This is a genomic window from Litorilinea aerophila, assembly GCF_006569185.2.
GTDB classification, from domain to species: Bacteria; Chloroflexota; Anaerolineae; order Caldilineales; family Caldilineaceae; genus Litorilinea; species Litorilinea aerophila.
This window is the reverse complement of the sequence record NZ_VIGC02000001.1, coordinates 1-22,317: the sequence shown is the minus strand read 5'-3', so window position 1 is coordinate 22,317 and position 22,317 is coordinate 1. Positions and strand designations below refer to the sequence as shown.

The following is a 22,317-nucleotide window of genomic DNA, read 5'->3' as shown; positions in this document are numbered from 1 at the left end:
CATACTCATCCGTGGACTCATCCCTTGACCTTCAGACAACTGACACGAAGGAGTCAATCATGGCTGAAAATTTGCCCGATGGTGTCCAAATTGTCGGCCCCATCACGCCGGCCGTCCAGGAAGTGTTGACGGCCGAGGCTCTGGCCTTTGTGGCCGACCTCCATCGCCGTTTCAACCCCACCCGGCAGCGTCTCCTGGCCCGCCGCGCCGAGCGCCAGGCCGCGCTGGATGCCGGCGAGATGCCCGGCTTCCTGCCGGAGACAGCGGAGATTCGTACCGGCGAGTGGCAGGTGGCCCCCGCGCCCGCGGACCTCAACGATCGCCGGGTGGAGATCACCGGGCCCACCGACCGCAAGATGATGATCAACGCCCTCAATTCCGGCGCCAGCGTCTTCATGGCCGACTTCGAGGATGCCCTCTCGCCCACCTGGGATAACGTTATCCAGGGGCAGATCAACTGCAGCGATGCGGTGCGCCGGACCATCGAGTTCCTCAATCCCGACGGCCGCGTCTACAAGCTGAAGGACCAGATCGCCACCCTCTTGATTCGCCCCCGGGGCTGGCATCTGGGCGAAAAGCACGTGCTGGTGGACGGGGAGCCCATCTCCGGCAGCCTGTTCGACTTCGGCCTGTACATGTTCCGCAACGCCCGGGAGCTGGTGGAGCGGGGCAGCGGCCCCTATTTTTACCTGCCCAAACTGGAAAGCCACCTGGAAGCTCGCCTCTGGAATGATGTCTTCAACTACACCCAGGACGCGCTGGGCATTCCCCGGGGCACCATCCGCGCCACCGTGCTGATCGAGACCATCCTGGCTGCCCTGGAGATGGAGGAGATCCTCTATGAGCTTCGGGAACACGCGGCGGGCCTGAACGCCGGGCGCTGGGACTACATCTTCAGCGTGATCAAAAAATTTGCACGGCGGCCGGACATGATCCTGCCCGACCGCAGCCAGGTGACCATGACGGTGCCCTTCATGCGGGCCTACACCGAGCTGCTGGTGCGTACCTGCCACAAGCGGGGCGCCCACGCCATCGGCGGCATGGCCGCCTTCATCCCCAACCGGCGGGATCCGGAAGTGACCGAAAAGGCCCTGGCCAAGGTCCGGGAGGACAAGGAGCGGGAGTCCAGTGACGGCTTCGACGGCACCTGGGTGGCCCACCCCGATCTGGTGCCGGTGGCCCGGGAAGTCTTCGACCGAGTCCTGGGTGACCGGCCCCACCAGAAGCACCGGCTGCGGGAGGATGTCCACGTGACCGCGGAGGAGATCCTGGACATCCGGGTGCCCGGCGGCCAGATCACGGAGGATGGGGTACGCCTGAACGTGAGCGTTGCCCTCCAGTACCTGAACTCCTGGCTCAACGGCAATGGCGCCGCGGCCATCTTCAACCTGATGGAAGACGCGGCCACGGCGGAAATTTCCCGCTCCCAGCTCTGGCAGTGGCTCCACCACGGCGCCAAACTGGCCGATGGCCGTCCCCTCACCCTGGAGATGTACACCCAGATCCGGGAGGAAGAGCTGGCCAAGCTAGGCGGGAGCGGCGTGGGCCGCTACGAAGAGGCCACTGAGCTGCTGGACGGCCTGGTCCTGAGCCAGGAATTTGTGGAGTTTCTGACCTATCCCGCCTACGAGCTCCTGGACTGAACCAGATACAGGCTGGCGTCAACTGGCCGGGAGTTGCTGAGCCCAGTCTGCCGGCGGGATAGGGGCCTGGGGAGAGGAGGAGATCATGGCGACCAGCTATGTGGTTGCGGCCGTCCGCACACCCATCGGCAAGTTCGGCGGAAATTTTCTGTCGGTTTCGCCGGTGGATCTGGCGGCCCATGTGATGCGGGCTGCCCTGGCCCAGGCCGGGGTACAGCCAGGTGACCTGGACCTTTACATCTTCGGGAATATCCTCAAGCATGGCCATGGCCAGCTCCTTCCCCGACATGCAGCCATCAAGGCCGGCATCCCCGAAGGGGTGGACGGTTACGCCGTCGATATGCTCTGCTCTTCAGGAATGATGAGCGTGCTCAACGGCGACATGACCATCCGAGCCGGGGATGCCGACCTGGTGCTGGTGGGCGGGGTGGAGTCCATGTCCCAGACAGGCTTCCACCTGAGCTACAAGGCACGCTGGGGCTACAAGTTGCTGACGGGCCCGCCGGAGACGTTAGCCGATGAGCTGCTGGATGACGGCCTGCGGGATCCCATGACCGGTGAGCTCATGGGTGAGGAGACGGAGCGACTGGCTCGGGAACATGGCGTCTCGCGCACGGAGTTGGACGAGGTGGCCTACCTTTCCCATCAGCGAGCCGCCGCCGCCCGGGAGGCGGGCAAGTTCACCCCGGAGATCACGCCGGTTCCGGTGAAAAAGCGGGGGCAGGAGCAGTCCATTGAGCAGGACGAGGGGATCCGGCCGGATACCACGCCCGAAGCCCTGGCCGCGCTGCCGCCCGTCTTCGCAGAAGGCGGCCTTCTGACCGCCGGCAATTCCAGCCAGATCTCCGACGGCGCGGCGGCGTTGGTGCTGGCCAGCCAGCGGGCCGTGGAGCGTCATGGCCTGCGGCCCCTGGCCCGGATTCTGGGAGGAACCTGGGCTGCGGTGACGCCCTGGCGCTTCGTGGAGGCGCCCATCCCGGCCATCCAGCGGCTGCTGGATCGGCTGGGCATGACGCTGGACGACTTCGACCTCTTTGAGAACAACGAGGCCTTCGCCCTCAACAGCGTGTTGATGCGGCGGCAACTGGAGATATCCTACGAGCGGCTGAACGTGTACGGCGGTGCCATCGCCCTGGGGCATCCCGTGGGGGCCTCGGGCGCGCGCATCATCGTGACGCTGCTCAACGCCCTGCGACAGGAAGGGAAGGAACGGGGCATCGCTTCCCTGTGCCATGGCACCGGCGGTGGCACCGCCCTGGCCCTGGAACTGGTGTAGGGGATGGCCAGGGGTGGTCTAGAAGACCTTGACCACCACGTTGGCCTTGTTCCAGAGTTCTTCCAGCTTGTAATATTGGCGGGCTTCCTCGGTGAAGAGGTGGACGATCACGTCGCCGTAGTCGAGCAAGATCCAGCCGCTGCCTCGTTCCTGGCTGCCCTCGATGCCCAGCGGCCGGATGTTCTGTTCGACTTTCAGCTTTTCCAGCAGGTCACTTTCGATGGCCTGGGCCTGCCGTTCGTTGTCCACAGTGGCAATGACGAAATAGTCCGCGATGGTGGTCTGGTCGTGGATGTCCAGCAGGACAATATCGGTGGCCTGCTTCTCCTCCACCAGGTCCACGATCCATCGAGCAAGGGCGTTGCTATCCAGAGCTACCTCCTGTCGGTGATGTTTTGATCACAATCTGTCCACTTCACGCTCTCTTTTTCACGTTCTCTTTGCGGATTCTATTCGAGCCCGAGGGACCGAAGATGAAGGCGGATTTTTCCCCCAACGCCATCGGTGGATGAAGTCCCATCCGCAGAGAGAGTCACAGATGGCGTGATCTAATCTACAGGTGTGATTCTGCGTCCAGTTTAGCACAGTTGAGGGTACATCTCAAGATATCCGGCCGATCTCTTTCCGGGCGGCTACAAGTTCATTTCCCGACGGGAAGGCTTCAAAAGGCGATGTCGTCGGTGGGAGCCGGTCCCCGGGGATGAACCTGGTCGGTACGTAGCACCTGAAGCAGGGCGCGGGCCAGGGTTTTGGTCGGCAGCCAGACCTGCCCCTGTTCCAACACGGGCCCTACGCAGGCAGGGCAGCCGTGCAGGCAGGGGCAGCGTTCGATCTGCTCCTGGGCGGCGGCCAGCAAGCGGTCGTGGAGCTCATAGAGCCGGCTGCTGAAGCCCAGGCCCGCCTGGGCCCGCTCGTAGATGAAGATGGTGGGGCGATCCAGGGCGGCCACGGCGGTCTCAGCGCCCGTCCCGGGTGACAGGCCGGGGGCGCCGCGCAACCCACCCCGGGAAACGTGCACATCCAGGTCCTGCCGGTCACACATGAGGTAGAGGGGCGCGAGCTGGCCCAGGACGTAGGCCAGGCCGTCCAGCCCACCTCGTACCCGAACGCCCATCTCCAGGCGGCGATGACAGGTCCGGCAGACCAGCAGCAGGTTTTCCAACTGGTTGGCCTCCTTGTAGCGCTCGTTGCGGCCGGGCACGTAGCCAAAGGTGCGGAAGGGGATCAGGTGGTGTACATCGTGCTGGCGGCCGGGTGGCTCCGGCGCGCCGCAGCGGGCGCAGCGATAGCCATCCCGTGCCCGGACCCGCTGGCGCTGTTCTTCCCAGTTGGGGCCGTAGTCGTTCGGTGAGTCGAACCAGTGCCCCGCCTCTTCCAGCAAAGACTGGGCCTCCGGCGAGACGCTCAGCCAATAGCCGCTGGTCTCCAGGAGCATGGGGGGGAAGTCCAGAGGAAAGACGCCCAGGGTTTCATGGGTGAAGCGTCGGATGCGGCGGAAGCCGACCACCTGGGAACTTACCTGGAGCTCGCCGTGGGCCGTCAAGGCGCCGCCCATGGGCCGGCGCTCCAGCTCGGCCAGAATGGTGACGTTGGTTTCGGTGCTGACCTCGGTGTAATACTCTACATCCACCGGGGTGACCTGGGCCAGGTGGGCTTCCAGATCCAGCTTCTCCACCCGATAACTTTGCCCCTCGTGGAGGTAAATGGCCCCTTCGTGGAGCAACCGGGGCGCGCTGATTTGGTCGATCTCTCCGATGATGGTGCTGTCGGCCCCGCTGCCGGCCTGGATGGCCACCGTTTCGCTGCCGGCGCTGCGCAGGCTCACCTGGCGGGCAGGGTAGGCCGGGCCGCTCCAGAACCATTGGTGTCCGTGGTGTTGTACCTGGCCCTGTTCGGCCAGCAGATGCAGCACATCCTGCCCGAAGGGGCTGGCGCCCAACGACTCCCCGTCCTGGAAGGGCAGTTCAAAGGCACTGCAGCGCATCTGATCCACCAGCAGCATGAGGTTGTCCGGGTGGATCAGGGCCTGCTCTGGGGAGTTGTCGAAGAGGAACTCGGGGTGCTGCACCACGTATTGATCCAGCGGGCCGGCCGTGGCCACCAACACAGCCAGGGAGCTTTCCAGGGTACGGCCGGCTCGCCCCATCTGTTGCCAGGTGCTGGCGATGGTACCGGGATAGCCACACAGGATGGCCGCCTGGAGCTGACCGATATCGATGCCCAGCTCCAGGGCATTGGTGGCCACCACTCCTCGAACCTGGCCCTGGCGCAGCCCGGCCTCGATGCGCCGCCGTTCTTCCGGCAGATAACCGCCCCGGTAGCCGCGGATGGCCTGCCGGGGATCGCCCACGGCGCCACGGCGTCGGTCCCGGCCCACCCGCTCTCGGAGGTAGGTCAGGAGGACCTCGGTGGTCAGGCGAGAGCGGCCGAAGACGATGGTCTGTACGCCGTGCAGGATGCAGCGTGCGGCCAGGGCCTGGGCTTCCAGCACGCTGCTGCGCCGCAGCCCCCGTTCTGGGTCGTAGAGGGGTGGGTTGTAGAGGATCAGGTGTTTTTCGCCCCAGGGCGCGCCGTTGTCGTCCACCACCGCCACCGGCCGTTCCAGCAGGCGGCCGGCTAGCTCGCCAGGGTTGGCAATGGTCGCGCTGGTGCAGATGAACTGGGGGCGGCTGCCGTAGTGGGCGCAGACCCGTTGTAGCCGCCGCAGGACATTGGCCACGTGGCTGCCGAAGACACCCCGGTAGGTGTGCATTTCGTCGATGACCACATAGCGCAGGCCGGCGAAGAAGTCCGCCCAGTGGGGATGATAGGGCAGGATGCCTGTATGGAGCATGTCGGGGTTGGTGAGCAAGGCCCGGGCTGTGCGCCGGATCTGAGCCCGCTCTGCGCCGGGCGTATCGCCGTCGTAGGTGGCGATGCCCAGGTCCCTGGCCAGGGTGGCCTGCCAGCGGTGCAGCTCCGCGAGCTGGTCCTGGGCCAGGGCCTTGGTGGGAAAAAGGAAGAGGGCTCGGGCCGTTGGGTCCGCCAGCAGCGCATGAAGAACGGGCCCGTTGTAGCAGAGGGTTTTGCCGCTGGCCGTTGGTGTGACCACGGCCAGATCCTGGCCAGCCAGGGCCAGCTCGATGGCCTGGGCCTGGTGGGTGTACAGCTGGCGGATCCCCCGCCGATGCAGGGCCTCCTGGACGGCCGGGTGGAGGCTTTCGGGCATGGGGGCGTAGCGGGCCGGCTGGCGGGGACGAGTCTGCCAGGCGGTCACGCCGGCCATGAAGTGGGCATCGGCCCGGAGTTCGGTTAGCACATCAGAGAGGGCCATTGATTCGATCCATGACGAAATCTATTCCGGAAACCATCGATTTCAGAGATCAACGCCGATTTTGCGTCGCCATTCGCTGATTTTGCTGCAAAAAGCACCGATTCCCAAATAAGGAACCCAAATAAGGAAAACGCCATGGACTTCAGCATACCGCCCCGAGTCGAACCCATAGTCCGTCGGGTTCGGGCCTTTGTGGACGAAGCCCTCATCCCCCTGGAACCCCGCTTCCTCAACGGGTCTTTTCGCTCCTTGCTGCCGGTGTTGGCCGAACTTCGCGCCCAGGTGAAGGCTGCCGGGCTGTGGGCGCCCCATCTGCCCCAGGCTTACGGCGGCCTGGGGCTTTCCCTGACCGAATTTGCCCATGTCAGCGAGGAGCTGGGCCGCAGCCCGTTGGGCCACTACGTTTTCAACTGCCAGGCGCCCGACGTGGGGAACATGGAACTCCTGATGCACTACGGAACGGAGGCGCAGAAGCGGACCTATCTGGAACCCCTGGCCCGGGGGGAGATCCGAAGCTGCTTCGCCATGACCGAGCCCGAGTATCCAGGCTCGAACCCGGTTTTGATGGGGACCACAGCCGTCAAGGATGGCGACGACTACGTCTTGAACGGCCACAAATGGTTCGCCACCGGAGCCGACGGGGCCCACTTCGCCATCGTCATGGCGGTGACCAATCCCGAGGCCGAGGACCGCCATCGTCGGGCCAGCCAGATTATCGTTCCGTGTGACACGCCAGGATTCACGTTGGTGCGCAACATTTCCATCATGGGGGAGCCGGGCAGCGATCACGCCAGCCACGGCGAGATCCGGCTGGAGAACTGTCGGGTGCCCCAGGAGAATCGGCTGGGCGCCGAAGGAGAGGGGTTTCGCCTGGCCCAGATACGCCTGGGGCCGGGGCGCATCCACCACTGCATGCGCTGGATTGGCATCTGTGAGCGGGCGTTCGACCTCATGTGTACCCGCGCGGCGAGCCGCAAGATGTCCAGCTCGGCCTGGCTGGCCGATCAGCAGGCGGTGCAGCATTGGATTGCGGAAAGTCGGGCTGCCATCGATGGTGCCCGGCTATTGGTCCTGCATGCAGCCTGGAAGATGGAGCAGGAGGGGGCCTATGCAGCCCGGGTCGAGATTTCCACCATCAAATTTGTGGTGGCCAATGTGCTGCAACAGGTACTGGACCGGGCCATTCAAGTCCACGGTGCGCTAGGCATGACCGACGACACGCCCCTGGCCTACTGGTACCGCCATGAACGCGCTGGCCGGATCTACGACGGGCCGGACGAAGTGCATAAGTGGGTGGTGGCCCGGCACGTCCTGGGGAAATATCGGGACGCCGGGGCAGCGTGATGGGGCAGGAAGCCTGATGCAGGGCGTATCCGCAGGCACGCATCCGTGCGTGATCCAGGTGCAGAAAACGCTGATTGGTGCCCCTCTGATTTCGAGGCGAGTGATGACTCCACTGCAAGAACGCCGCAGAGACGCAGAGCACGTTGCGTGTTCTCTGAGCGCTCTCGGGCCTTCCGCTGCGCCCGCTGCGTCCCAGTGGGGATAGACCCCCTTTGTGCAGGGAAGTCAGGGATTTTAAACGCGAGCGCCCCCTCCAGGACTCGAACCTGGGCACATGGTTTAGGAAACCACTGCTCTGTCCTCTGAGCTAAGGGGGCATATCGGGCCACAGCGGTAAAGATAAAATAGCATATCGCTCCTGGAACGTCAAAGTCCTACCGTCCAAAACAGCCTGCTATTTCCCCTGTCAGAACAGCACTGCAACACCCCTGAGACGCCAGGAAGGCGCAGGGAATTTCCCTGCGCCTTCCTTTCTCTATGCCCTCTGGGGTGATGGGCTCTTTACCTGGGGCAAAACCCCGCTCAACGGGGGTGGAACTCAGGCAGTCCGCCGCCGCTGGGCCACCACCACGCTGCCGGCCAGACCCACGAACAGCAGGGCCACGATGCCCACGATCAGGGGCAGGGATGTGCTGCCGCCGGTCTCCGGCATGGCGGCAGGCGCCATGGGGGCCTCTTCGGCCTTCGCTTCTGCCTCTTTCATCTCGGCCTCTTCCACCACAGGCGCGGCCGAGAAGCGGGCCATCACGATGTTGTCATTCACCCGCACGGGCACATCCGGCCCGGGGAACTCGTAGGTGCCCACTTCGCCTTCGTCCACGTGCAACATGGCAAACAGCAAGGGCGTAGCCGCTTCGGCATCGATTTCCACCGCCACGTCCAGGTTTTCCCCTTCCTGCAGCGGCGCGTGGCCAATGACCGGGCCCGGGCTTCCGTCGGCGTCGGTGTGGATCACCACCCAGCCGGGCCCATCCATGGTGGCCCGGGTGATGATCACCTTGCCGTCTACGATGCCCATGTCGGAAACCTGGACGTCTGGTGTGTACTCTTCATCCTGGGCCATGGCCAGCCCGCTGAACGCCAACAAGAGCAGCAGGGCAAGCCCCAGGCTGAACCAACGGGATAACAGATGGGATGAACGCTGAAGTTGTGTCGAATTCATAGGTGACTCCTTTGTTTGGTCATGTTTTGCCGACGATCTAATAAACGTTTGGTCGGGCATGAAAGGTTTGCTGAAGCAGGATTCAGTGGGGAGGGTTCAGGGCCTGCCACAGGCCAGGCCACTGTCGACCTCCACCCTGTAGATCATACCATATTCCTGGGAAGGACAAAACCGACGAAAAGGCCAACTGGTGGACGCGCCCCCATCCAACACCGGGCGCGCCGGGTTTGTGGGTGGCTTACTGGCCTGGGATCGGTTAGAATAGAATCATCAATCCACACCCATGAGATCGGAGGAAAAGTTGGCCGTTGAGGAGATCCAGCGCTTTGCCCAGAAGGTGAGCGCCAATGTGGAACGGGTCATTGTGGGCAAGCAGGATGTGGTGGAAGTCCTGATCATTGCCCTGTTGTGTGAAGGACATGTGCTGTTGGAGGATGTCCCCGGCGTCGGCAAGACCATGCTGGCCCGGGCGCTTGCCCTGAGCCTGGACGCCGATTTTCGCCGTTTGCAGTGTACGCCCGATCTGTTGCCCAGCGATATCACCGGCGTCAGCGTCTTCAACCAGGAAACTCGCCAGTTTCAATTTGTGCCCGGCCCGGCTTTCACCCACATCTTGCTGGCCGATGAAATTAACCGGGCTACGCCCCGGGCTCAGGCGGCCCTGCTGGAGTGTATGGGGGAACGCCAGGTCACCGTGGACGGGGTCACCCGCCCCTTGCCCAGGCCCTTTCTGGTCCTGGCCACCCAAAACCCCATCGAATACGAAGGCACCTTTCCCCTGCCTGAAGCCCAGTTGGACCGCTTCCTATTCAAGCTGAGCGTGGGTTATCTGTCGCCGGAGCAGGAAAGTCAGATGCTGGTCAACCTGGGCCAGCGGCATCCCATCGAGACCCTGGAGAAGGTGGTGGACGGGGCCGAGATTCCCCGTCTGGCCGAGCAGGTCTGGCAGGTGCGGGTGGATGAGAGCCTGCGTAACTACATCGTGGCCCTGACCCAGGCCACCCGGCGTCATCCCGACCTGACCCTGGGGGCCAGCCCTCGGGGGGCGCTGGCCTTGTATCGGGGCGCCCAGGCCCGGGCAGCCCTCCACGGGCGAGACTATGTGCTCCCCGACGACATTCAGGCCCTGGTGCCCCTGGCTCTCCCCCACCGCTGCATCGTCAACCCGGAGAGCGCCCTGCGCGGGCGGACGGCCCAGGCGATCCTGGCCGAAATTATGGAACAGACGCCGCTGGATCTGGGCGACGTCGACTGACGAATGCCAAAATCGCCATGCACAACCTTTTCTGGTCGGTCCTGATTCTCTTCCTCATCGCCACCCTGTTGCGCCTGGACTGGATCTACTACCTGGTCTACGTGGTGGGGGGCGTCTGGGTCTTCAGCCACTGGTGGATCCGTCGGAGCCTGAACAGGCTTTCCATCCGCCGCCAGATGCTGCACCATGCCTTCGTGGGTGAAAAAATTCCGGTGAAGCTCACCATCGACAACCGGAGCTGGCTGCCCCTGCCCTGGCTGATGGTGGAGGAGCGGGTCCCTCTGGATCTCAAGGAAATTCTCAACTACCGTTGGGTGCTGGCCGTGGGCGCGCGGGGCCACGTGGAACATGAGTACCTGTTGGCCTGTAAACGCCGGGGCTACTACCCGGTGGGTCCCCTCTCCCTGAACACAGGGGACCTCTTCGGCTTTGCCGAGGCGAGCTGGCAGGAGCAGGCGCCTGTCTACGTCACCGTCTACCCCCAGGTGGTTCCCCTGCACCAGTTGGGGCTGCCCAGCCGCTCGCCCTTCGGGGCTCTGCCCAGCCGTCAACGTCTCTTCGAGGACCCCAACCGGCTGGCCGGTGTGCGGGATTACATGAGCGGCGACAGCCTGCGCCGGATCCACTGGAAGGCCAGCGCCCACGAGGACACCCTGCTGGTCAAGAAGTTTTTGCCGGCCATAGCCCTGAACGTGGCCATCGTCCTGGACTTGAACCGGCACGCCTACCCCCTCAACGGCGCGATTGGAAGCAGCGAGTGGGCCATCGTGGTGGCGGCTTCCATCGCCAGCTACGTGACCGATCAGCGGCAGCCGGTGGGGCTCATCAGCAACGGCCTGGATTCCCTCACCGGGCAGGTGGCCGTGCCCATCCCCACCCGTAACGGGCAGGGACATCTGCGCACCATCCTCAGCACCCTGGCCCGCATCCAGATGCACGAGTTCGAGCCCCGGCTGGAGGAGTGGCTGCCCAGGCAGATTGCCGACCTGGAGTGGGGCACTACCCTGGTGGTGGTCACACCGCGCCTGGATGAAGCAGGCCTGTGGATGCTCCACCACGCCTATCGCCGGGGCTCCAACGTGGTGGTCCTGGTCTGCGCGCCTCAGCCGAATCTGAACCAGATTCGGGCCCAGGCGGAGCAACTGGGCGTGACCGTCCATCGAACTATCTGGGAGAAGGATCTGGCCCAGGTGTAGCCGGCGGGCGTCCTCTGCGCGACTGCCGGCGATGGTGGCCCCATGCTGAGAAAACCCTTGTCGGGAAGAAAAGTGGTTGGGAAGGAAAGGATCAACGTGGCCACGGAAGAACGGCTCCAGGAATCGGAAGCAGCGCTGGCCGAAGGGACGCCGGCGGACGAACCATCTCCATCCGACAGCGAGGAGCCCATGCCGGAGCCGGGCTCCTCGGTCCAGTATGATCAGCCCTGGTTGACCTCCCTGCTGCGGCCGGTGCTGATCGCCCTGATGGCGGCTTCCCTGGAGCTGGCTCTGCTGGCCTTCCTCCGTCGCTTTGTCATCGGCCTGGCGCCTGCCTACACCCAGTGGCTGGTGCTCTTAGGGGTGGCAGCCGCCATCATCGGCTCGGTCTCCACTTCCTGGCTGGCTCAGCCCGGGCAGCGCAGCCGGCGCACCGCGGGCTACCGGGCAGCCGAACTCTCCCTGCTTCTCCTGATCACCCGGCTGGGGATCTGGGCCACCACGGCCACCTGGCCGACTGTAGACCAGTTTTTCCTGCGGCCCATGGAAACCCTCTTCGACGGCTACTTCATCCTGGGGGCGATCCTGGTGGGCCTGGCCTGGGTTCTGGCCAGCGGCATGACCGCCGATCTCATGGCCATGGCCCTCCAGCCGGACGACCTCTACCTGGCGCGGACTTTCAACGACCGCTGGCAGGACACGGCCCGCCCGGTCTACACGGACCGGCCGGCCATCCTGCGGCGTTTCGTGGCCCGCTGGGTGGTGGGCGGGATCCTCCTGGTGATGCTGGCTGCAGGTTCTCGGCTGGAGGCGCCGGAGCAGGGATTTTTCGCCGTGCTGCGGCAGCATATCGACCCTGTAGTGGTGGCCGGGATCCTGATCTACTTTTTCTGCGGCCTGGTGCTGATCAGCCAGGGACAGCTCGCCCTGCTCCGTGCCCGCTGGACGCTGCAGAAGACGCCCAGTTCGGAGAGCATCCTGCGCAACTGGCCCATCTACTCCCTGCTCCTGATCCTGGCGGTGGGCGTGGTGGCGGCCCTGATGCCCCTGGGGGGAACCTTCCGGCTGGCCCAGATTTTGACCTTCCTGATCCAGGCCATCTATTTCGGGCTCCTGGAGCTGTTTCGCTTCCTGTTCGGTCTTTTCCTCCTCTTGCTGGCCCTGTTGACCGGCGAACAGCCTCCCGAGGCCCCGCCACCGGCCCAGCCCATCCAACCCATCCAGCCGACGCCGCCCCCGCCCATGGATTCACCCCTGCCGGCCTGGACCGGCGGCCTCCTCTTCTGGCTGCTGACGGCGGCCCTGTTGGGATACATGGCCTACATCTACCTCAGCGGCCGGGGTGTAAATTTCCAGTGGCTGCAGCGCCTCTGGCACATGCTGCGGGAGCGCTGGTCTCAACTGTTCGGGGCCTACCGGGAGTGGCAGTTGACCCGCATCCGGGCCCGGGAGGAAGCTGACCGGACGGAAAGCCAGGGCAAGGAGCGCCGCAGCCTCTGGGATTGGCTGCCCTGGCGCAGGCTGGCCCCAGAGCAGCAGGTGCGCTATTTCTACCTCTCCCTGCTGGAACGGGCCCAGGAAGCCGGCGTGGCCCGGCGTCCGGCCGAAACACCCTTCCGCTATGCGCCCCGGCTGGCTGAGCGCGTGGGGGAGGCACCAGAAGATCGGGAGGCTGTCCAGGAGCTGACGGCCGCGTTCGTGGAAGTGCGCTATGCTGGCCGCCCGGTTGAACCGTCCCGGGTGCAGCAGCTGCGTTCCCTGTGGCAACGCCTGCGGGATCGCCTGCGCCGGCCGTGAGCGTTCCAGGTTGATATTCCCGATTCTTTCGACTCTTTTTGACAAAGGGTAGATCTCCCCTTATACTTGCACCCAACCTGTTTGCGGTGTTGGTTCTGGCGTTCATGGCACCGCCAGGTGACCAGGAAAGTTGGGCGATGAACGTGGGCCAAAGGCGCAGTAAATCCCGGCAGAAATCTGTCGATAGCATCCACCCGAGGGAGCGCGCCCAGAGGGCCCCCGGAATTTCTGCCGTGGTATTTACGCCAGACTGTAGTAGTGAGGTGCTACCATGAATCTAGCAGCATCCTTGCGGATGAGCCTTCATCCGCCCCTTCCTCCTTTACGTACCGGCTTCTTCCGGGCCGCTTTGTATCCTGACTTACCGGCCGCTGCTGTCCGGTTCTGGCCCCAGCCGACTGAATTTCTCTTCCAGTACACCTCCTGCACCTGTACCTCCTGCTGTTCCTCTGGCTGTACCTGCGCCTGTCGCTAGGCACTTCTACGCAGGCTCCGTCTTGGCTCGCAAGCCGGGCCTGCCTGCGAACGACGACGAAGTCCGGTTCGCCGTAGAAGTGCACATCCCTGTCTGATCGTTTTCACGACACGTTTTTCACAACACATTGTGCCACAAGCAAATTGGCCCATTCGCCCGCGTGACGGCAGCCTGTTATCTGGCTGTCACCGGTATCAACAGCGGGGCCCCTCTGTTGCTTGTTGCAGCCCGGCAACGGCGCCGGCCATTCAGCCTATGGCCGGTTGGCTGCCGTAGGGGCATGAGCGCGATGGAACGAATATGGACACAACGCCGGGCCGGCTCCTGGCGGACCGGGAATTCCCAGGGACGGGGAATGCTTCGGCCAGGCAGAGGGGGCTGGAAAACTGGCCCGGTAATCGCTTTGGGGAAGGAGCAACGACCATGCAAGCAGTTATCCTGATCGGCCACGGTAGCCTTCGCAGCGCCAGCGGCGCATCCATGATCCGGATCGCCGCCCGGCTTCGGGAGCGGGGGGTGGCTCCCCTGGTGGAGGCCAGCTTTCTCAACTATAGCCGGCCCACCCTGGCCGAAATGGTGGAAAAGTGTCACGCCCAGGGGGCGACCACGGTCATCGTGCAGCCGTACTTTCTGATCGAAGGCACCTACGTCCAGCAGGATCTTCCGGCCCTCCTGCAGGATGTGGCCCGGGCCTACCCGGATCTGGATTTTCATGTGGCCCCGGTGCTGGGTGATCACCCGGCCATGGTGGCCCTGGCCCGCCGACGGGTCCAGGAGGCCGAGGCGGATGCCCCTCGACGCCGGCCGGCCGGCCTGCTCTTCCTGGCCCACGGCACCCCCCTGCCCGCGGCCAATCGCCCGGTCTACAGCGTGATGCAGCAGGTACAGGTCCAGATGGGCTTTACCTACGGACAGGTGGGCTTCCTGGACTGCAACGAACCGGAGATTTCCCAGGCTGTCCAGCAGCTGGTGGAAGATGGCGCCCGCTACATCCTGGCCCTGCCCTATTTTTTGCACATGGGCCGCCATGTGCGGGAAGATCTGCCCGGCATCCTGGCAGAGGTCCGCCGGCGCTATCCGGCGGTGACCATTCACCTGGCCCGGCATTTGGACTACGATCTGCTCCTGGCCGATGTCATCGCCCACCGGGCCGCTGCGGTCCAGGAGCAACTGGCGGCGATGCCCTGTCGGCCGGCAGGGGTCGGGCGGGAAGCTGCCTGCAGGGCTGGCCGCGCCCAGGTGGTGATGGCCCACTGGCTCGCCCCATCGCCGAAAGCTCAGCTTGCCGGTTCCCTGGAGTCGGTGGAAACGGCGGGTACACTTCTGGAAAGGATTGGAGGATGAAGACGATTTCGTTCGCCGCTCGACGATACGGCGGCAAGGCCTATATCGTCGGCGCCGGCCCTGGCCGCGCGGATCTCATCACCGTGCGGGGGCTGCGCCTGTTGCAGCAGGCCGACGTGGTCATCTACGACCGCCTGATCGCCCAGGAATTGTTGGATGAAATCCGCCCGGACGCGGAGCGTATCTTCGTGGGCAAAGGGCCCGATCATCACACCCTGGAGCAGGATGCCATCAACGCCCTGCTGGTGGAGCGGGTACGGGCCGGATACCAGGTGGTCCGGCTGAAGGGGGGCGATCCCTTCGTCTTTGGCCGGGGCGGCGAAGAGGCCCTGGCCCTCCAGCAGGCCGGGCTCCCCTACGAAGTGGTCCCCGGCATCACCTCTGCGGTGGCGGTCCCCGCCTATGCCGGCATTCCGGTCACCCACCGGGGCATCTCCACCTCCTTTGCCGTGGTCACCGGCCACGAGTGCCGGGGGCGGGAGCAGAGCATGACCGACTGGGAGGCCCTGGCCCGGATACCCACCCTGGTGGTGCTGATGGGCGTCCGCCAGATCGAGCAGATCGCGGCGCGACTCATGGCGGCCGGACGCGGGGGGGACACGCCGGCGGCGGCCATCAGCTGGGGGACCACCGATGAACAGCAGGTGGTGCGTTCGACGCTGGCTCAGCTGGCCGGGGCCATGGCCGAGGCGGGGCTCACCTCGCCGGCGGTCATCGTCATCGGCGAAGTGGCGGCCCTGCACGACGAGCTGGCCTGGTTCCGGGCCCAGGGAGACGCGGCGGGCTTTCTCCCGCTGGCAGACGCTGAAGCCCGGCCCATGCTGGCGGCCCTGGGAACCTGACGTGGACACCGATGGCTGCTTCGGTCTATCCCATCTATCTGACCCAGGTTGACGGCGCCCTGGCCGTGGTGGTCGGGGGCGGCCGGGTGGCGACGCGGAAAGTCCAGGGTCTGCTGGCAGTCGGCGCCCGGGTTCGGGTGGTCAGCCCGGCGCTGACGGAGGCCCTGCAGGCATGGGCGGCGGCGGACCGGGTGGAATGGGTGGCCCGGCCTTATACCTCTGGTGATTTGAAAGGAGCCTTGCTGGCTTTTGCCGCCACCGACCAGCGGGCTGTTAACGCCCAGGTCGCCCGGGATGCAGCCCGGCTGGGCATCCTCTGCAACGTGGCGGACGCGCCCGAAGAGGGGACCTTCCACGTGCCGGCTGTGGCTCGCCATGAGGGGTTGGTGGTGGCTGTGGGCAGTGGTGGGGTGGACCCGGGCCGCTCCAGGCGGATCCGGGATGAGATCCTCCGGTGGCTGCGGGAGCGAATCAGCGCATAGGGGCATCCGCCGCCTGAGAAGCAGGCCCTGACGGGCAAAAAGAAGCCAGGGGGATGGCCCTTGTACGCTATCCCCCTGGCTTTGTGGTCATAGGCTGCAGGCGTGCCCATCCAGGGCCGCCTCCCCCGTGCCGTGCTGCTGTTAGCCCTCCTGCGTGGAGGCCTGGGGGGCGTCGCTGGTCTGCTGGGCGCCGGCCCCATCCTGGCGAATCAGGCTGGGGTCCCGATATTTTTTGCCCTCCTCGATCAGCATCACGGGGATGCCGTTGCGAATGGGATATTTGTAGCCATTGCGCGGGTTCAGCAGGAATTTGCCATCGTCCACCAGCTCCAGGGGGCCTTTGTCTTCCGGGCAGACCAGGATTTTGAGCAGCTCCTCGCTGATCTGGCCGCCCAGGGGCGCCTCATCCAGCGACTTGACCGGCTCTGTGGGCGGCAGCACGCCGCTTCCGGCCTGGTTGGAGCTTCCTTCCGGTGGCGCCAGCACCTTTTTCACGGCATAGACCACGCCGGCAACAAAGGCAGCAAAAAGGACGAACTTGAACAGTTTCTTCATGGTTTGTCTCTCCCCTCAACCTGTTCGAAACCCCGCGGCACCGGCCTACCCAGGCGCCTTGCGCCGCAGGAGATGACTTCATCGTTGTCTTTCATCTTAGCACAGGTTCTAGGGTTGGCGTAATTCCCGGCCTGGGATGGGGGCATCTGGCCGGAAGGACGTCTGCTCATGTGCGGTTGCGGTAGAGGTTCGGGTCGACAATGGCGGCCATCTTCTCTTCGTCCAGGATGCCGCCCAAAAAGGTGTTGATGGCCCGGATCTGGGGGCGGGGATCGGCCAACATGGCGTTGTAGTTCACATCCAGCACGGCAAAGTGGGGTTGGCTGCGCAGCCAGCCCTGCACTTTGGCCAGGTGCTTCTCGAACAGCCGGGCCAGCTCCTCGTCGCTTACCTGGTTGTTGGCTTCCCCGCGATGTTCCAGCATTTTGCGCTGGGAGGCCAGCACCTCCTCCATGGCTCGATGCATGAAGATGACCCGGTACTGGTAGCCGGGGGGCAGGTGCTCCAGCAGGGCGGAGATCACCTTGACCGCCTTGCCCTGGGCTTCTGCCACCCAGGCCTTGTCCCCTTTGTCCAGCTGTTTGACCCGTTCGAACTCGTAGTAGCCCTTGGGATTGTCTGCATCGGCCTGGCGCAGGTGATCCACCAGCACCGGCAGACCGCCGGCCTCCAACATTTTCATCATCATGGATGTGCCGGAGCGTGGCAACCCGGACACCACGACGACGGGCCGGGATGGGGTCGGGGGGCTGTCCTGATGGCGCCCGCCCCGGAGCTTCTGCCAGAGTCTCATACGTCCTCCCTACCTTTTTCGTTGGCGGGCTCTTGTTCTTCAGGGGGTGCTAGATGGTGCTCGGGCGGCTGTGCTGCCGACTGTTCTGCCGGGGGTGCTTCGGCCACGGTCACCAACAGGCGCTGGGCCATCTCGTGGGCCAGCGCGTGGTGGGTGCCGTCCACGTCGATCAGGAGGGGGCCTTCAAAGGGGGCCCGTTCCAGCAGGGTGACGATAGCGTTGATGTACAGGCCCAGGCTGCCCAGGTAACGCAGCCGTTCCTCATCTTGCATCAGCACCCGCACCAGGCGATAGGGCACGTGGAGCTCGGCCTGGCTCAGGGGAATCCCTTCCACCTCGGTAATCTTGCCCTTTTTGGAGGGGATGGGATCCCCGTGGGGATCCACCGTGGGGTTGCCCAGGGCCAGGGAAATGGCATCCTCCAGGGCTTCGCTGATGACATGTTCCAGCCGCTCGGCCTCGGCATGCACCTGGTCCCACGGCAGTTTCAGCTCCTGGTGCAGGTAGAGTTCCAGCAGGCGATGATGGCGCAGCACTTCCAGGGCCACCTGTTCCCCGGCCGGCGTGAGGCTGATGCTCTGGTAGGGGGTGTATTCCACCAGTTTGAGCTCGGCCAGCTTCTTGATCATGTTGGTGGCGGAAGCCGGCGAGATCTCCAGGTGGTTGGCCAGCGCCGAGTTGGTGACCTCCTTGCCCTGGGATTGCAGCAGATAGACCGCTTTGAGGTAATCCTCGTGGGCAGACGTCAGGGTTTTTGGTCTGTCTAAAAATTGATTTTTAGTCATGGTGAAAATATAGCAGCGGCACCAGGGCTTGTCAAGCAAAATCGCGCCGGGGGGATCCCCTACCCGGACAGTCCATAAGGCGGCATCGGATTCTGGGCAATGTCCTGGCAGATCTTTTCACAGAGGGCCAGGAACCGGGGCTTCCAGCGGCTGTGCAGCTCCAGGGGATCGATCCAGTCCACCCGGTAAGGCTCCCGGGCAATGGCTTCCAGGTCCGCCTCCATGGTGTTCGCCACTTTGAGCAGCAACTCCCGCTGGGGTCGGTGGCCGTAGTGGCTGTGGAGGACCACCAGGGGTGGGATCCGGTGGACCATGCCGTTGTACCAGCGCTGCACTTCGCTGAAGAAGAGCCGCAAGGGATGGTAGCGCCGGTGGACGCTGGGTTCCTGGATCACCAGCTGGTGCCAGTAGTCGCTGTTGCTGAAGCTGCGTTCGTGATTGCTCAGGGGCAGCTGATAGAGGATGGCCAGGACCACCGCGCAGCTATCCAGCAGGGCTTTGCACGCGGCCAGATAGCCCAACAAGAACGAGCGGGTCAGGATGGCCGCCTTTTCATCTTCCCCCGGCTCCATGGACTGGCGGCGCCGCGCGTCCTCCATCAGAAAGGCGTACATCTCCACGTCGGCCATGCGGCTGCAGACGCTCTCGGCCAGGAGGATATCCCGGTGGTTGGCGGCTTCCTGGGGGCTGGCCACCAGGGCGTCGAAGTGCTCATCTAGCTCCAGAAAGCAGGCCGGGATGGGCTCCGCCGATAGTTTGTAAGCTGTTCGCAGATAGAAATAGGTCTTCATGCCATGGGCAACGTGGTGCATCGGGCCGGGGCGCGGTATAATGGGCGCACCTCAGGATTCCCCGGCCGGGAATCGAGCCAGATTTCTGTTCATCCAATCCCGACCAACATTCAACTGGAAGCTGAAGATGGAATCCCCCGAATACAATCCCCTGATCCGAGATCTGCCTGTCGATCTGCGGCCCCGGGAGCGGATGCTCTATGCCGGGCCTTCCGCCCTGAGCACGGCAGAGCTGCTGGCCATCATTTTGCGGGTGGGTGGCCGCGGTGAAAATGTCATCCGCATGGCCGAACGGGTCCTTTCCCACTTCGGCGGGCTGGCCGGGCTGGCCCAGGCCAACTTCGACGAGTTGTGCCGGGTCCACGGCGTGGGCGAGGCCAAGGCGACCCAGATCAAGGCGGCCCTGGAGCTGGGTCGCCGGCTGCTGGTCTCCTCGCCCGAGGAGCGCCCCCAGATCCGGGGGCCGGCGGATGTGGCCAATCTGCTGATGCTGGAGATGGGGCTGCTGGAGCAGGAACATCTGCGCACCGTGCTCCTGGACACCAAAAACCGCGTGCTGCGGGTGGTGAACGTCTATGCCGGCAGCCTGAACACAGCCGTGGTCCGTATCGGCGAGATCTTCCGGGAGGCCATCCGCGCCAACAGCGCATCCCTGATCGTGGTGCACAACCATCCCAGCGGGGACCCCACCCCCAGCCCAGAGGATGTGCGGGTGACGGAGATGATCGTGGAAGCCGGCGCCCTGCTGGACATCGACGTGCTGGATCACCTGATCATCGGCCGCAACCGCTATGTGAGCCTGAAGGAGCGGGGCCTGGGCTTCAAAAACGGGTGAAGGCTATTTCCGCGCCTTCTCCGACTTTTCCCGGCTTCCCTCTCTGCTCTTCTCGCCGTCGCCGTCCTGGTAGGTGCTCTGCTCCTGCAGATAGGCCAGCATGGCCCGGTGCCGCTCCGACGACAGCCGCACCTCCCGGGCACGGCGGCGGAGGAATTCCTTGACCTGGTCCACCCGCAGCACGGGGATGGAGGGGTTCTCCAACTCCAGTTGGACCTGCTGGTTGAGGAAGACGGCCGCGCCCTCGATGGGGATATCGGCCAGGGAGCCCTGCTGCGGGTCGCCGTTGGTGTGCTTTTCCAGCAGCGCCCGCAGTTTGCGGATCTGCTCCTGGAGCTCTGCCGTGGGATCGCCCACCCCTTCCCGGGCGAAGACGGTGAACAGGCGCCCGATGCTGAAGGGTTCCCGCCACTTGTCGCCCTGGACCTTGACCCGCCCCCGGTCGCCCCGGACGGCGAAGACCACCAGGCCACAGGGGCCGGCCACCACGTAGTTAGCGGGCAGGCTCCAGGCAAAGTAGGCGTACTTATCGTCGAAGCCCTTCATGCTTCGCTCCAGCACTTCGTCCGGGCGAGCGATGAGGCCGCTGCCGGGCCAGCGACGGCGCGCGAAGCGATTGATGAAGTAGCTGCCCACGCTGGCGGCGATGAAGCCCAAGGGGAGGGCCGCAAAGCTGATCCAGGCCCAGTTCTCCTGCAGGAAGCGCGCGAATGCGTTGGGGGCCTCCTGATCTGGTGGATACCAGTTGGGCACAAAGCTGGCCATCAGGCCAATAAACAGGATGCCCAGCCCCAGCAGGCTCAGGCGGCGGCCCAGGGTTTCCTTACGTTTGATTTCCCGGAGATTGCGGTATGATCTCATGCCGTTTCTTTCTTAAGCGTTGAGGTTTGATTGAACATATCCATGGACTCTGATCCGGCCAGATCCGTGCCTTCAGCCATTTGTCGGCTCACCTCCCGCTGGATCTTGGCCAGGATATCCTGCTCGATGCCCTGCTTGGCCACCCGGATGGCGTGGCGGATGGCGTTGGCCTTGCTGCGGCCGTGGGCCACCACCACCAGCCCGCTCAGGCCCAACAGCACCGCGCCGCCGTATTCACTGTCGTCCACCCGGCGGCGAACCCGGCGCAGAGCGGCCTGGGCCAGAAAGGCCCCCACGCTGCTGATGGGGCCGGCCGTGAGCTCTTCAATCATCACCTGCTGGAGCAGCTTGGCCGTAGCTTCGGCCGTCTTGACGAAGATGTTCCCCGTGAAGCCGTCCGTCACCACCACGTCGGTCAGCCCCTCCATGATCTCCTTGCTCTCCACATTGCCCTGAAAGTTGATGCCGGGCGTCTGTTCCAGCAGCCGGAAGGCTTCCACTACCAGATGGTTGCCTTTGCCGGCCTCTTCGCCGTTGCTCAGGATGCGGACACTGGGGTTGACGATGCCCAGGATGTGGCGGGCATAGAGGCTGCCCATGACCGCAAACTGCTGGAGGTGTTCCGGGCGTACATCCGCGTTGGCGCCGATGTCCAGGACGACGCAGAAGCCCCGATGGGTGGGGAAGGGGGAGATCAGGGCAGGCCGCAGGATGCCCCGCATGCGCCCGATCTGGAGGATGCCCGCGGCCAGGGCGCCGCCGGTGTTGCCTGCGGTCACGAAGGCCTGAGCCGTGCCGTTGCGCACCAGGCGGCTGGCAACGACCATGGAGCTGTCCGGCTTGGCTCGCACGGCCGCAGCCGGCTTCTCGCCCATTTCGATGACTTCGCTGGCCGGGACAATGGGCAGGTTGAGCCCTGTGGCGTTCTGCCTTGCCAGCTCGGCCTGGATGACTTCCGGCTTACCCACCAGGGAAATGGTCACATTTTTGTAGGCCCGGGCTGCTTCGATGGCGCCGGCGATGATCTCCGCCGGTCCATGGTCACCGCCCATGACGTCCAGTGCTATGTTCATATTGGTCTGATTTCTTTCCACCCTGCTTGCTTTCCACCCGATCGCTCGTTGTTGCCAAATGACTGGTACCATCTGGCGTAAATGTCACGGCAGAAATTCCGGGTGCCCTCTGGGCGCGCTCCCTCTGGTGGAAACGTTCGGCGAATTTCTACCGGAATTTACTAGATGGGAAGAAGTATAGCATAGCTTGAGTCGGATGGTGAGACAACAAACGGCGACAGATAAAAATTTCCGCTTAGATCCATAGATTTCACAGCTCACTATCTTTGCACTGTATTTTCAGCCACAGATCTCACGGATTACAACGCGTCTGAGGATGCTCACTCCGCCACTGGCCAACCATCACGACGCGGGGTCGGGATTCTCAAATGCCGACCCAGTCGCTGCGCAGCCGTTGCCGTCCCTGCACCTGTCCGGATTGGGTGCAACACGTGCGTAGGGCGGGTCTCTGGCCCGCCGTGGGTGGCTGGTTCGACAGCGGGCGGGCACGGCGGC

The 22,317-nt window shown here is 64.4% G+C and carries 19 protein-coding genes and 1 tRNA gene; 10 read left to right on the top strand and 10 right to left on the bottom strand.

Annotated elements, in window-relative coordinates:
- Positions 1-59: 59 nt before the first annotated feature.
- Both aceB and FKZ61_RS00095 read left to right on the top strand, forming a co-directional pair.
- Positions 60-1,643: a malate synthase A gene (aceB, locus tag FKZ61_RS00100; RefSeq protein ID WP_141608030.1), complete on the top strand. Its 1,584-nt coding sequence runs from the start codon at positions 60-62 to the stop codon at positions 1,641-1,643.
- Between the two features lie 85 nt (positions 1,644-1,728).
- Positions 1,729-2,919, top strand: coding sequence for a thiolase family protein (locus tag FKZ61_RS00095; RefSeq protein WP_141608029.1), 1,191 nt, complete (start codon positions 1,729-1,731; stop codon positions 2,917-2,919).
- Between the two features lie 18 nt (positions 2,920-2,937).
- Here the strand turns inward: FKZ61_RS00095 and rsfS are convergent, their stop codons facing one another.
- Complete coding sequence (gene rsfS / locus FKZ61_RS00090) at positions 2,938-3,261, bottom strand: ribosome silencing factor (RefSeq protein ID WP_211358332.1); 324 nt, start codon at positions 3,259-3,261, stop codon at positions 2,938-2,940.
- A gap of 319 nt (positions 3,262-3,580) precedes the next feature.
- Positions 3,581-6,232 (bottom strand): DEAD/DEAH box helicase, encoded by a 2,652-nt coding sequence (locus FKZ61_RS00085; protein WP_141608027.1) that lies wholly within the window; start codon positions 6,230-6,232, stop codon positions 3,581-3,583.
- A gap of 135 nt (positions 6,233-6,367) precedes the next feature.
- Between FKZ61_RS00085 and FKZ61_RS00080 the strand changes: the two genes are divergently transcribed.
- Positions 6,368-7,576: an acyl-CoA dehydrogenase family protein gene (locus tag FKZ61_RS00080; RefSeq protein WP_141608026.1), complete on the top strand. Its 1,209-nt coding sequence runs from the start codon at positions 6,368-6,370 to the stop codon at positions 7,574-7,576.
- Between the two features lie 245 nt (positions 7,577-7,821).
- On the opposite strand, the gene FKZ61_RS00075 is transcribed toward FKZ61_RS00080, so the two are convergent.
- Positions 7,822-7,893: transfer RNA gene (locus FKZ61_RS00075), tRNA-Arg, on the bottom strand.
- A gap of 221 nt (positions 7,894-8,114) precedes the next feature.
- Positions 8,115-8,738, bottom strand: coding sequence for a DUF7282 domain-containing protein (locus FKZ61_RS00070; RefSeq protein ID WP_141608025.1), 624 nt, complete (start codon positions 8,736-8,738; stop codon positions 8,115-8,117).
- Positions 8,739-9,039: 301 nt separating this feature from the next.
- Between FKZ61_RS00070 and FKZ61_RS00065 the strand changes: the two genes are divergently transcribed.
- The 6 genes from FKZ61_RS00065 (at position 9,040) to FKZ61_RS00040 (ending at position 16,129) form a co-directional block, all read left to right on the top strand.
- On the top strand, positions 9,040-9,993 hold the full coding sequence (locus FKZ61_RS00065) for an AAA family ATPase (RefSeq protein WP_229964074.1): 954 nt from the start codon (positions 9,040-9,042) through the stop codon (positions 9,991-9,993).
- Positions 9,994-10,010: 17 nt separating this feature from the next.
- Complete coding sequence (locus tag FKZ61_RS00060; RefSeq protein WP_141608023.1) at positions 10,011-11,189, top strand: DUF58 domain-containing protein; 1,179 nt, start codon at positions 10,011-10,013, stop codon at positions 11,187-11,189.
- 96 nt (positions 11,190-11,285) lie between these two features.
- Entirely contained in the window at positions 11,286-12,986 is a 1,701-nt protein-coding gene (locus FKZ61_RS24190) for a DUF4129 domain-containing protein (RefSeq protein WP_141608022.1), read from the top strand.
- An 898-nt stretch (positions 12,987-13,884) separates the two neighbouring features.
- A complete protein-coding gene (locus FKZ61_RS00050; protein WP_170198997.1) occupies positions 13,885-14,805 on the top strand; it encodes a sirohydrochlorin chelatase in 921 nt (306 codons plus the stop codon).
- On the top strand, positions 14,802-15,647 hold the full coding sequence (cobA, locus tag FKZ61_RS00045) for a uroporphyrinogen-III C-methyltransferase (protein ID WP_141608020.1): 846 nt from the start codon (positions 14,802-14,804) through the stop codon (positions 15,645-15,647). The genes FKZ61_RS00050 and cobA overlap by 4 nt, the downstream gene beginning before the upstream one ends.
- A gap of 11 nt (positions 15,648-15,658) precedes the next feature.
- The gene (locus FKZ61_RS00040; protein WP_141608019.1) at positions 15,659-16,129 is read left to right on the top strand and encodes a precorrin-2 dehydrogenase/sirohydrochlorin ferrochelatase family protein; all 471 of its coding nucleotides are present in this window, start codon (positions 15,659-15,661) and stop codon (positions 16,127-16,129) included.
- Between the two features lie 141 nt (positions 16,130-16,270).
- Here FKZ61_RS00040 and FKZ61_RS23755 read toward each other — a convergent pair whose 3' ends face one another.
- From FKZ61_RS23755 to FKZ61_RS00020, 4 genes are all read right to left on the bottom strand, one after another.
- Positions 16,271-16,684: a Trm112 family protein gene (locus tag FKZ61_RS23755; RefSeq protein ID WP_141608018.1), complete on the bottom strand. Its 414-nt coding sequence runs from the start codon at positions 16,682-16,684 to the stop codon at positions 16,271-16,273.
- Between the two features lie 166 nt (positions 16,685-16,850).
- On the bottom strand, positions 16,851-17,477 hold the full coding sequence (locus FKZ61_RS00030) for a sulfotransferase (protein WP_141608017.1): 627 nt from the start codon (positions 17,475-17,477) through the stop codon (positions 16,851-16,853).
- Positions 17,474-18,262, bottom strand: coding sequence for a metal-dependent transcriptional regulator (locus FKZ61_RS00025; protein WP_141608016.1), 789 nt, complete (start codon positions 18,260-18,262; stop codon positions 17,474-17,476). The genes FKZ61_RS00030 and FKZ61_RS00025 overlap by 4 nt, the downstream gene beginning before the upstream one ends.
- Before the next feature lie 59 nt (positions 18,263-18,321).
- Positions 18,322-19,053 carry a hypothetical protein gene (locus FKZ61_RS00020; protein WP_141608015.1) on the bottom strand — a complete coding sequence of 244 codons (732 nt, stop codon included), beginning with the start codon at positions 19,051-19,053 and terminating at the stop codon, positions 18,322-18,324.
- Positions 19,054-19,180: 127 nt separating this feature from the next.
- Here FKZ61_RS00020 and radC point away from each other — a divergent pair, with 127 nt between their 5' ends.
- On the top strand, positions 19,181-19,888 hold the full coding sequence (radC, locus tag FKZ61_RS00015; RefSeq protein WP_141608014.1) for a RadC family protein: 708 nt from the start codon (positions 19,181-19,183) through the stop codon (positions 19,886-19,888).
- 3 nt (positions 19,889-19,891) lie between these two features.
- Here the strand turns inward: radC and FKZ61_RS00010 are convergent, their stop codons facing one another.
- Positions 19,892-20,749, bottom strand: a complete 858-nt coding sequence (locus FKZ61_RS00010) for a hypothetical protein (RefSeq protein WP_141608013.1) — start codon at positions 20,747-20,749, stop codon at positions 19,892-19,894.
- The gene (plsX, locus tag FKZ61_RS00005; RefSeq protein ID WP_170198996.1) at positions 20,746-21,822 is read right to left on the bottom strand and encodes a phosphate acyltransferase PlsX; all 1,077 of its coding nucleotides are present in this window, start codon (positions 21,820-21,822) and stop codon (positions 20,746-20,748) included. Before plsX ends, FKZ61_RS00010 begins: the two co-directional genes overlap by 4 nt.
- Between the last annotated feature and the right edge of the window lie 495 nt (positions 21,823-22,317).